Origin of the sequence: Streptomyces sp. NPDC047017 (assembly GCF_040644175.1) — a bacterium.
In the GTDB taxonomy this organism is placed as follows: domain Bacteria; phylum Actinomycetota; class Actinomycetes; order Streptomycetales; family Streptomycetaceae; genus Streptomyces.
In genome coordinates this window covers 180,805-192,345 of sequence record NZ_JBEYVW010000017.1, presented here as the reverse complement: position 1 = coordinate 192,345, position 11,541 = coordinate 180,805, and the positions used below count along the sequence as shown (strand labels likewise).

General features: G+C 70.5%; 7 protein-coding genes and 1 pseudogene. All 8 read right to left on the bottom strand.

Annotated features, from left to right (window positions below; translation table 11 throughout):
• Positions 1-102: 102 nt before the first annotated feature.
• A protein-coding gene (locus ABZ858_RS27045; RefSeq protein WP_361383756.1) for an IS5 family transposase occupies positions 103-935 on the bottom strand; the annotation gives its coding sequence in 2 pieces (ribosomal slippage) (positions 103-572 and positions 572-935; 834 coding nt in all).
• Between the two features lie 49 nt (positions 936-984).
• Positions 985-3,558, bottom strand: coding sequence for a glycoside hydrolase family 3 N-terminal domain-containing protein (locus tag ABZ858_RS27040; RefSeq protein WP_361383753.1), 2,574 nt, complete (start codon positions 3,556-3,558; stop codon positions 985-987).
• 46 nt (positions 3,559-3,604) lie between these two features.
• Positions 3,605-3,808 (bottom strand): hypothetical protein, encoded by a 204-nt coding sequence (locus tag ABZ858_RS27035; RefSeq protein WP_361383751.1) that lies wholly within the window; start codon positions 3,806-3,808, stop codon positions 3,605-3,607.
• Between the two features lie 8 nt (positions 3,809-3,816).
• Entirely contained in the window at positions 3,817-5,592 is a 1,776-nt protein-coding gene (locus ABZ858_RS27030) for a PIG-L family deacetylase (protein WP_361383748.1), read from the bottom strand.
• Positions 5,589-6,863, bottom strand: coding sequence for a sugar efflux transporter (locus ABZ858_RS27025; RefSeq protein WP_361383745.1), 1,275 nt, complete (start codon positions 6,861-6,863; stop codon positions 5,589-5,591). The genes ABZ858_RS27030 and ABZ858_RS27025 overlap by 4 nt, the downstream gene beginning before the upstream one ends.
• A 32-nt stretch (positions 6,864-6,895) precedes the next feature.
• Positions 6,896-8,467, bottom strand: coding sequence for an FAD-dependent oxidoreductase (locus tag ABZ858_RS27020; RefSeq protein ID WP_361383742.1), 1,572 nt, complete (start codon positions 8,465-8,467; stop codon positions 6,896-6,898).
• Between the two features lie 84 nt (positions 8,468-8,551).
• Positions 8,552-9,649: a radical SAM protein gene (locus ABZ858_RS27015; RefSeq protein ID WP_361383739.1), complete on the bottom strand. Its 1,098-nt coding sequence runs from the start codon at positions 9,647-9,649 to the stop codon at positions 8,552-8,554.
• A gap of 817 nt (positions 9,650-10,466) precedes the next feature.
• Positions 10,467-11,063 (bottom strand): annotated as a pseudogene (gene prs, locus ABZ858_RS27010) (ribose-phosphate diphosphokinase); the annotation flags it as partial.
• Between the last annotated feature and the right edge of the window lie 478 nt (positions 11,064-11,541).

Sequence of the window (11,541 nt, the reverse complement as noted above, 5' to 3'; positions counted from 1 at the left end):
ACCCGCCCACACACGCACATCCGCAAGGTCCCCACCCATGACCAGACCAACGACCGAACTGGCCAGCAGTCACGGTAGACACCGTTGCAGTACTAAGAACTCCTATCGCAATGACTTCAGGCGTCTCCAGCAGATGAGTGTGCATCCGAGGGTGAGGAAGGCTTCGTGGATGTCGTCGCGTATCTCCCAGCGGATCCGCAGGCGGCGGAACCAGTGCGGATGGGCGAACGCGCGCTCGACGACCCGGCGTTGGGTGCCCAGGCCGGAGCCGTGCTCGGTGCCGCGGCGGGCGATCAACGGCTTCACGCCGAGGTCCCGGACCGGGCGGTGGTACTTGTCGTGGTCGTAGCCGCGGTCGCCCAGCACCACGTCCGGGCGGCGCCGGGGTCGGCCGCGCTTGCCCCGAACCGGCGGCACGGCCTGGAGAAGAGGGATCAGCTGGGTGACGTCGTTGCGATTGCCGCCGGTCAGGGTGACGGCGAGCGGAATGCCGGTGGCGTCGGTGATCAGATGATGTCTGCTGCCGGTTCTGCCCCGGTCGACAGGGCTTCGCCCGGTCCTGGCTCCCCCTGCAACGCCCGGATGTGGGAGCCATCGACCGCCGCGCGGGAGAAGTCCAGGGCGTTCGCGCTGCGGAGTTCGGCGAGGAGGACCTCGTGCAGCCGGGGCCACACGCCGGCCTCGGTCCACTCGGCCAGGCGGCGCCAGCAGGTCATGCCCGACCCGAAGCCTAGGTTCTGCGGCAGGTGTCCCCAGGAGATCCCGGTGTGCAGGACGAACAGGATGCCCTGGAACACCAGCCGGTCCGGATGCCGCTTGCGTCCTGGGTGCCGGGTCCGTCGCTCGACCTTGGGCAGCAGCGGCCCGATCACCGCCCACAGCTCGTCGTCGACCTCCCACGGCTTCGGCCGCGCCACCTCGCACCCCCAGATCATCGCTCCCGGAGTGATCCAACCACCTCGAAGATCATTTCGTTAGGAGTTCTCAGTCCGTGCCGTCGGCGGACTCCGGCGGCAGCCAGCGCACTCGGCCGAGGTCGAGCCGGGCCGTGCCGTCGGTGTAGAGCATGAACGGCACGTCCACATGGCGCAGATCGGAGCCGATCGCGCGCAGCGACTCCACCGGCACGGTCACCGTGGACCACTCGCCCGTGGGCAGTTCGGCCAGGGTGGTGGAGAGGTCCACGGCCGGCTGGGCGGGATAGTCGTCGTGGCAGGCGAGGTAGAGCGCCTCGGACGGTGCCTCCCACACCCGTACCTCGACCTCGACCAGCGCCCCGGCGTCGGCGTACCCGCGCAGGTCGGCGGGGTCGCCGGAGGCGAACTGGGCGTAGACGAAGGCCGGCAGGCCCGGGCCCTTGAAGCGCAGTGCGAGGGCGTTCGGCCGGTCTGGTTCGGTCAGTGGTTCGCTGCCCACCACCAGGACCTCCATCGGTTCGTCGAAGGAGATCTCCGGGCGCGACCAGGTGTTGTGGCCGCCTACGCGGAAGACGACGTCGGTGCTCATGCCGCCGTGGATCTCCAGCGGGCCGGTGACGGGGGGCACGGGGGTCGCATCCTGGTACGTGTCCTCGGGCAGCGGGCCGGCCGGCGAGGTGTCGGTCATGCTCAGGCCGTAGCCGTACGGGAAGAGCGGCTCGTGCTCGCCCTCGGGGGCCTGCTCCTCCGCGGGCACCCGGTAGTCGGGGATGTGCGGCGGGACGCGGTTGACCGCGTGCGAGCGGTTGGTGCGCGGCCATGAGGAGCCCAGCCTGCCCTGGAAGTCGTGGCCGGTCGTGCCCTCGGTCGCGCGGAACAGCACGTCGGTGATCCCGGCGGCCTCGGTGCCCGGCAGCCAGGCTGCCACGAAGGCGTCGGAGAGGTTGATCTCCTCTGTGAGGTACAGCGCGCGTCCCCCGAAGAAGACCGTGACCACGGTGGCCCCCTGCTCGCGCAGTCGGCGCAGGATGTCCAGGTCCCGGGCGTACGACTGCTTGAGACCCGCGTACGACAGGGTGCTCCACGGTCTCATCGTGCCGCGCATCTCGGCGTAGGAGTCCTCGCCCAGCACCATCAGCGCCACGTCGTGGCGGGCGGGGTCCGCGTGGCTCAGGTCGGGGTCGACGGTGCAGCGGGCGTCTCCGACGACCTCACGGACCGCCTGGGCCACGGTGGTTGCGCCGGGCAGGTCGTCCAGGGTGACGTCGTTGCCCTGCCAGGTGAGAGTCCAGCCGCCGGCCTGCTTCTGGATGTTGTCCGCGCCGCTGCCGGTGACCAGCACACGTGCCGAGCGGGACAGCGGCAGCGTCCCCGCCCGGTGCTTGAGCAGGACCAGCGACTTGCGCACTGCTTCCCGTGCCAGCGCCCGGTGCTCCGCGCAGCCGAGCACGTCGGCGCGCACGGCCAGCGACCGCTCCCTGGGGCGGGGCTTCTCCCACAGCCCGGCCCGCGTCTTCACCCGCAGTACCCGGCGCACGGCGTCGTCGATCCGCTCCTGGGGGATACGGCCTGCGCGGACGTGCGCGCAGGCCGTGCGGTGCACGGACTGCCAGGCGTCCCGCCCGGCGACCATCAGCACGTCGATACCGGCGTTGATCGCGTACCCGGCGTCGCCGACGGTGCAGCCGGCGACCTCCGCGTGGGCGTCCCAGTCGCTGATGACGATGCCATCGAAGCCCATCCGCCCCTTGAGCACGTCGGTGATCAGATAGCGGCTGCCGTGGACCTTGTGGTTGTAGGCGGGGCCGGTGTCCGGGCTGTGGTCGTAGTTGGCTCGGTTCTCCCAGCTGCTGAAGGAGACCATGACGGACTGCGCGCCGGCCGCCAGCCCGGAGAAGAAGCCCACCGAGTGGATGTTGCGGACCAGGTCCTCGGCGCAGACGGCGGTGCCGCGGTCGGCGCCCTGCGCGGTGCCGCCGTCCGCGACCCAGTGCTTCACACAAGCCACCACCCTGCTGTCGGTGATGAGTTCGCGCGCGTCACCCTGCAGACCCCGGACCACGGCCGGCGCGTAGTCGTGGACGACCTCCGGGTCCTCCGCGTAGCCCTCGTAGTAGCGGCCCCAGCGGCGGTCCCGGGGGGTGGTGACAGTCGGGGCGAACGTCCAGTCCATGCCGGTGGCGGCGATCTCGCGGGCGGTCGCCTCTCCGACCCGGCGCAGCAGGTCAGGGTCGCGGGCCGCGCCGAGACCGATGTTGTGCGGGAAGACGGTGGCGCCGCGCACGTTGTTGTGGCCGTGCACCGCGTCGGTCGCCCACATGAACGGGATACGGAAGGGGCGCCCGACGTACCGGCTCTCGGACGCCTCCCAGAACGCGTCGACGGTCTTGATCCAGTCGTCGCGGCTCGCCTGCCGGTTGCCCTCGGGCCAGATGCCGGCACCGTTGAGCGCGGAGCCGATGTGGAAGTCCCGCACGTCCTGCGCGGTCAGCTCGGCGAGTTCGGGCTGGATCATCTGGCCGATCTTCTCCTCCAGCGTGAGCTGGGCGAGGATTTCCTCGACACGCCGCTCCTGCTCGGGCAGCGCCGGGATCGCGGAGCTGATCGCGGGCCAGTCGGCGTGGTACGGCAGTCGGCTCATGCCTGTCTCCTGCTGCGGTTGCTCAGTGGTCGGCTCGGCGGTCTGCTCAGTGATCGGCAACCCAGGACTCCTCAATGATCCCCGCCACGCGGCGCTCCACTTCGGGGTCGGCCGGGATCGCCGAGGTGAGCCGCGGCCACCGGGGCAGCGGCCGCAGGTCGGACAGCGCGGGGGCCACGGGGTCCACGGCGCTGCCGGCCGCGGACGCTTCGGGGACTTCCGCCATGGACGCCCCGGAGGGGCCGGTCACGGTCGTCGTCACTCCCCGTGCCCGGAGCGGCGGTCGACGTCGCCGCCGCCCGGCTCAGTGATCCAGAACTCCTCGGTGCGTGCGGCGAACACTCGCTCCTGGAACGGCCACGGCACGACCGGCCTGGTCTGTCCCGGGGCATACAGCTCCACCTGGGTGCGGTGTTCGCGGAACGCGGCGTGCTTCTGCGGCACGTACGCCTCGATGTCGTAGGAGACGAGGCGCTCGCTGCCGGAGCCGGGACCGTCGGCCGGCTTGCGGTTGACGAAGCCGAACTCCTCCTCGGTGCGCTCGTCCCACACCACGTACCGGTAGATGTCCGGCTCCAGGCCCAGTTCGGCCAGGCAGGAAACCACCGTCTCGCCGGTCAGCCGGTGGTCGGCGTTGAGTTCCCGGATCTCGTGCGGCACGTACACCTGTGTGACAGTGCGGTGTTCGCGCAACAGTTCCAGCACGTCCCGCCGGAACTCGGGCAGGTGGTCGGCGAGCCGGGTGTCCGGGTAGTCCAGGAAGCGCACCGCCTCTTCGCGCACGCCCATCGCCTTGCCCGCCATGAGGGCCTCCTGACGGCGGATCTCACGCAGTTCCCCGGGGGTCGGGTTCTTGTGGATGTCCAGTACGGCCGAGTGGGACATCGCGCCGTCGGTGGCGAAGACCACTCCCACCTGCGCGCCCTCGGCGACGTGCCGGGCGGTGGTGCCGCCGCAGGCGATCACCTCGTCGTCCGGGTGCGGCGAGAACACCAGGACCCGGGGCGCGTCACGGCGTGCCTCGCGGTCCTTCCAGATCCACATACCGAGCAGGGGCGGGGTCACAGGCTCACCTTCCGACGGTGTTGCGGCGGCACGTTCCGCGTCCATCTGGTCCACAGGGCGGGCCACGGAGCCGAACGCGTCCGTCACATCGCCCTCGGCCAGTCGACGCGAGCGCAGGATGTCCTCGATCTCGTGGAAGTGGTTGCCGGGCACCAGCCGGGCGACCGGGGTGTCGAACTTGGCGGCGAAGTAACGGTAGTTGCGAGCGGCCGAGCGCATGTTGGACTCGTAGCTCTTGGGGTGCGGCACGTGCAGCGCGGCGGCGTCGCGGCGCAGCACGAAGCGCGCACCGGCCGTGCGCAGCCGATAGCCGAGGTCGACGTCCTCGGCGCCCCAGGAGCGGTACGCCTCGTCGAAGCCGCCGGTCTCCCGCAGCAGCGCGGTGGGGGCCGAGGCGTTGCAGGTCCACCACATCAGCCAGGGCGCCGTCAGGGCGTCGAGGTCCTCGCCGTAGCGCTCGTAGTAGTCCTCGCGGATGTCCGGCCAGCGGCCCTCCGCGGTGAATCGCGCGAAGGAGGCGTCCGGGTCGGCGAAGTCGAGGGCGTCGAGGATCTCCTGGCCGTCCTCGTTGCCCTCGTTGAAGCACAGGACGTAGCCGACGACCGCGGTGGGGCCGTCCACGTCCCGATGCGCCGTGAGGTGGGCGGCGAGAGCGCCGGATTGCAGGATCACCCCGGAGTCGACGAACACACAGAGGTCGGCGCGGGCGTGCTCGATGCCGATGTTGCGGGCCCTGGCGACCCGGTAGCCCTCGTCCCCTTGGTGGTACCAGCGGATGTCGAGCCGGTCGTGGTACCCGGTGACGACGTCCTCGGTGTCGTCGGTGGAGCCGTCGTCCGCGACCACCACCTCGAAGCGGTCGCCGGCGGCGAGCTGCTGGCGGCACAGTGATTCCAGTGTGTGCCGCAGCAGTCCGCTGCGGTTGTACGTGGGCACGATGACAGTGCAGGCGGGCTGTGACGTGGTCACGCGGCTCTCCCTTCGAGCGGGTGGGTGTGGTCGGTGGAGGGCCTGGGCGGAGGGTGCGGGGCGGAGCGCAGGAACAGCGCCAGCAGCCCGGCCAGTGCGGTCAGGCCGGCGCACGCCCAGAACACCTGGCCGTAGCCGGTCCAGGTGGCGACGGTTCCGACGGCGAGGCCGCCGAGGAACATGCCGGCCTTGAAGGCGCTGGAGTACAGGGCCGATGCGGTGCCCGGCCGGCCGGGCAGGCTGTCCTGGAGCGCCACCACGGGGACGTTGAAGGCGACGGCCACCCAGGCGGCGTTCAGGGGCTGCGCCGCCAGCAGCAGTGGAAGGCTCCGGATGAACGGCAGCAGCCCGAAGAAGAGGGTGGCGCAGACAGTGGCCACGATCATCAGCCGTCGTTTGCCGATTCGGTCCGCCCAGGCGCCGGCCAGCACCAGCAGCGGGATCTCCAGGACAGCGCTCACCCCGAGCAGCAGGCCGGCGGTCCGCGCGTTCATGTGCAGTTCGTCGGTGACGTACAGGGGCAGGTTGATCTGGTACATCGCGTTGGCGCCGAGCAACAGCACGACGGAGCCGAGGAGGATCATCGTGTGCAGTCCGACGCCGGCGAACATGCCCAGCAGTCCGGGCGGTTGCTCCTCGTCGCCGGGTCCGTCGGACGCCGCGGTGGCGGGCGGCGTCCCGGCGGCCTGTGTGCCGGGGGGCGGCAGTCCCCACCGGCACAGCAGCGCTGCCACCACCGACAGGGCGGCCGTGGCGACGTACAGAACGGTGAACGACCACTGGGCGATCGCCCAGAAGGCGAGTGGCGGTCCCACCACCCAGGCCAGCGAGGTGACCGAGCGCAGGAAGCCGTTGAAGAACGGGGCGTCCACGCCCCGCGCGTCCGCAAGTTCACGGGTGTAGGCGAAGAGCTGGCCGAAGCAGGCGCCGCCCAGGCCGAAGCAGACGATGCTGGTCAGCAGCAGCGCGTAGTAGTCGCGCAGGACCGTGTAGCCCACTGCGCCGGCGGCGTTGAGCAGCGCGGTCGCCACCAGGATCGTCCGGCGGTCGCGCAGCCGGTCGGAGACCGCGCCCACCACCATGTCGGTGCCGATCTCAGCGATTGACCGGGTGGCGAAGAACAGCCCGACCATCAAAGGCGTCGCGGCTACCGTCTCGGTCAGAAAGAGGCTGGTGGTGGGCACTACGAAGGCACCGACCAGCCCGATCGCTCCGCTGACGGCGATGAGATCGCGCACTGCGGGGTCGGTGACGAGTCGCCACCGGCTCACCGCCGTCCCCGGTTCGGTCCCGGTCCGGTCCTTCACGCTGCCCTGACTTTCGCGGACCCGGCTGTGCGGGTGGCGCGCTGTCGGTAGGGCAGCCACGGGGCGAGTTCCCTGCCGGCGGGCACCCCCGCGGCAGCGGCGAGGTCGGCCCCGTCGACCTCGCCCCGGGCCAGCAGGTCCCGCCGGGTGTCCTCCGGCAGCGCGGCCAGGACGCGGTGGCGCACACCGGTGAGATCCAGGCGCCCGTCGTGCACGGCGGGCACCGCTCTCCCCCGGCCCGGGCGCAGGCAGGCGGGGTCGACCTGGCTGGAGACGAGCGTCCAGTAGGCGCGGAAGTGCACCGCCGGGTCGGGCAGCGCGCCGCTGAGCAGGCCCAGGCGAATCGTCTCCAGCCAGCAGTCGAGGTAACGCCGCTGGTGCAGCGCGGACATGTGGCGGGCGCACCATTCCGCGCGTTCGGCGGGTCCGGGCAGCGTGGTCTTACCGCCGAGCACGTTGAGCACCCAGCCGCTGACCGCCTCGAAGTACGGGCAGGCGGTACCGAACGCCTCGGTGTCGACAGGGGTGTTGATCACGGCCAGGGTCGGGTCGTGCCGCCAGAAGTGGTGTTCGTACAGGTCCTCGCGGCGCAGTCCGTCGATGAAGCTGTAGTCCGGCGGCTCGTAGCCGAGACAGAGCACCACCGCGTCGTAGCGCTCGGTGGTCCCGTCGTCGAGGACCGCCAGCCCGTCGTCGGTGAACCGCTTGAACGCGGCGACGGGGTGCACTCCTTCGGCATGCACCGCGGGCACGATCTTGTCGTTGACGTGCACGGCCCCGTGGAAGCCCTGTTCCGGCAGCAGTCCGGTGGCCCGGTACATGCCCATGTAGTCGGGCAGCCACTCCGTCAGCCAGTCCAGGTACTCGGCGTAGGGCACCTCCTCAAGGGCGACCCGGCCGGCGTAGGAGAACAGGGCGTCGTTGTAGACGCCGCCGATGTCGCGGGGCAGGAACAACTGCCTGCTGCGCACGGACCAGTCCACCCGGGCAGCGTGCGGGGCCAGGTCGCCGGCGATGTCGGCGCCACTCACCCCGCCCCCCACGACCAGCACCCGCCGTCCGGTGAAGGCGGCGGCGCCGCGGTACTCCGGGGAGGTGAGCACCTGGACCTCGGTGCCGGGCGCGGGCAGCCCTCCGTCCGGGAGCCGGGGCTGCCACAGCTCGCCGTTGGCGACCAGCACGGCGTCGACGCGTACCTGCTCCTCCTCACCCGTCGCTCGGTGGGCCGTCACTTTCCAGTCGTCACTCTCCTTGGCGACCCCGACCACCTCGTGGCCGAACCGCACCGTTTCGAGCAGACCGAACCTCGTCGCGTACGAGCGCAGGTACGCCTGTACCTCGGTGAGTTCGGGAAAGTCAGCGGCGAAGCCCGGAGGGTGGTCGGTGAACGGCATGCTCATCCGGGAACTCTGCATCCGGACCCCCGCGTAGGCACCGCCGGACGCCGGGTTCCAGATACCTCCGAGATCCGGGTGCTTCTCGAAGCAAACCACGTCGTGGCCGTCGGCGAGGGCCTGCTTGACGCAGGTCAGGCCTGCGGCACCGGCTCCGATCACGGCTAAGCGCATACGTGCTCCTGGCCTTGTCGCCGGGGCGTTCGTGATGCCCCGAGAGGGTGGGACGGCTGGTGTGCGGCGGGGGGCGACATGCCGTCAGATGAAGGGGTCGAAGTCGTCGTCCAGGTGGTGCGGCGCGGGACGCTCCGGGAGCAGGGCGATCTCCTGGTTGGTGGCGTGCCGGGCACAGACGAAGCGGCAGTCCTCGCTGGGGTCGATCACCGTGGTGTCGGCCGCCGACCACATCTCGGCGAAGGTCGTCTGCGAGATGTCGCCGATCCGGCCCTTGGGGTTTCCCCGGTGGTAGGGGCAGACGAAGACACCGGTGGGCGTGACAGTGGTGCGCAGTTCTGTGACCGCGCAGGTCCGGTAGTCCTTGGGCTGCACCGGGTCGGAACCGCGGCGCACGGCCTGCCAGTTGGAGGAGTGCAGGACGTGGAAGGAGTCGTCCTGCAGCTCCCGCAGCCGGGCGACCTGCATCTCGACCAGTTCGATGTCCCCGGCGGACTGGTTGACCGTGTAGTGGTCCTCGTCCAGCATCGCCTTGACCTCGAAGTAGTCGCAGCCGATCTCCCGGGCGAGCACGCCGGCCTGGTAGACCTCGTCGTAGTTGCTGGCGGTGACCTTCCCGTCCTCGTCGAAGCGCTGCATGAGCAGGAACGAGTAGCCGAGCCTGCCCTGCTTGCGTGCGGCGAGCAGCCGCATGTTGTCGATGACCTGCGGGAAGGCGCTGCGCTTGCCGCGGCTGGGGCGGAAGGACTGGAAGGTTGCGGCGCTGCCGGCGTCCACAGAGACCCGAACCCAGGACAGCATCGTGGACAACTGGTCGATGTACCGGTGGATCTGGGTACCGTTGGTGACCAGGCCGAGCTGGATGCCGGCGCTGTGCAGCACCTCGATGATCTCGCCGATGGCGCGGTGCAGCAGCGGCTCGCCGCCGCCGATCAGGATCACCGCGCGAACGTCCGATTCGGCCAGCTCGTGGGCGAGACGGACGATGCGGTCCTGGCCTATCTGGCCGTGGTGCAGCACCTGAGAGCTGATGCACTCGGGGCAAGCGAGGTCGCAGACGGTCGTCGGGTCGAGGTCGACAACGAGCGGCGAGGGCAGTCGTTTGCCGCTGGCGACGTCGAAGGCGCCGGGGTAGACGGAACGCTGGTAGAGCTTGCCGACGAGGTCGAGGTTGCGCTCCACGAATGGGGTGCCGAGAGTGACTCCCGGTTGGGCGACGGGCTGTGCAGATATGTGATCGGGCATGCGTGCAGCCACTTTCCGGTACGTACGGGCGAAGGACAGCGACGCACACGCGAAGGGGCGTATGCGCGGGGCACGGGTCGGGAGGCGGCGAGAGCCGAGCGGATCGTTCAACTGGGGCAGCAGTTGCGCAAGCGGCGGTGGGAGCGCTCCCAAGATCTCATCGAAATGGCACTGGCATGTCAACAGTCACTTCCCACCTATGTCTCACGACAGGCCACTTGGCTTGAATTCTCATTGTTTGGATGCTCGGCGGGCCAGGGCGGCCATCGGGCGGCCGGTCGCCTTCGCGAGGCGGCGCACGCCACTTCACGGTGGCCACCTCTCTTGTGGAGCTGCCCGGGTCCGGCCGGCCGGACCCGGGCCAGGCCCGACGCCACCCGGGCCGGCCCTCGCACGGTGGGACGGGACATCGTCCGACGGGGCAGGTTCCTCAAAGACCGAGACGGGGCACGTGCCGCCGTCAAGGGCGGCCAGGCCGTGATTTCCGGTCAAGCGCGAACGAGGGACGGGACACAGAAGCCATCCGTCGTCACCGCCATGATCTTGCGCTGAGCAGTTCACCGGCTAGGCTTCGCCACCGGACACGAAAAAGCAGACATAACTCTCCGCACGCCGGGACATGTGTCGTACATCATGAAGTGAAGGTTGGCCGAATCACTACCGCCGCCTTGTCCGCGAAGCAAAGACACGGGCTCGGTATGAACACAGCGGGCCCGGCCGGAGGATTCGCCCCCGCCCTCCACGATGGAGCGTCCACGATCGCCGGTGGTGCCCCCGGCCGGCCGCACCACCGGTCCGCCACCCGCACCCGTCCGCCATCCGGCATCCGGCATCCGGCATCCGGCATCCGGCATCCGGCAAGTCCACGGTCAGCCGGGCCGGGTCGGAGCGCGCGGCGACGTGGTCGGCGAGGGTGGGCGACGCGAAGAGATGGCCGACGAGGCCGTCGAAGAAGCCCTGGATCTGGCCGGTGCGCAGATCCACCGCGAGGACGCGGTCGGCACCCGCGGTGCGTACCAGGTCGGCGGCAAGCCGCGCGGAGACCGGTTCACCGCCCATGTGCTCCTTGTCCTGCCGTGCGCGGCCGAAGAAGGGGCTGATGAGCGTGACGGTGCGTGCCGACGCCCCGCTTCCGGGCGTCCGCCATGACGAGCTACTCCATGATCCACTTGTTGACCGGACTGGTGTGGCTCCGAAACAGGAAGCAGTAGGCGCCACGGACGGACTCCTCGTAGCGGACGTGGATCTCGCCGTCGGCGACGTCGCGGATGATGGTGGGGACGACGTGCACGCCGAGTTCGCGCGCGGCGTCCTCAGTGAGGGGCGGGTGGGCGCGGCCGGAGAAGTGCATCAGCTTTCGCTGTCCGGTCGTGAAGCCGGCCACGGCAGAGGTCTCCTGGCGGTACGGCACCGCGGTGACGCGGTACGGAGGGGCGGTCGACGCCGTGCGGGCGCTCGGGGACCGGCCCCGCCCTGCCCCGGAGGGCACGGGCGCCGGGGGGGCGTCGGTCGACCGGCGGGGTGAGAACGCGCTGTGGTCACCCGCGCCGTGGGGCGCCGGGCATGAGGTCCGCAGCCCGCTGCCGGGTCCGGCCCACCGGCCGCACAGCACCGAGCATCCCCCGGTGTCCCGCGGGTTACTCCTCCGTCTCCGACCGGCCCGCGCACCGCGGTGCCGGGTCCTGCGGTCGCCAACGGCCATGCCTTTGCGCTACCGTGTCATCGCAGCGCGTCAACGTCCCCCTTGTGGTACCCGGTTGAGCGCCACCACCCCCCACTCGGACCTGCAGAAATGAGGACACAGACCCAGCCTCTGCCCTGGGAGCGCT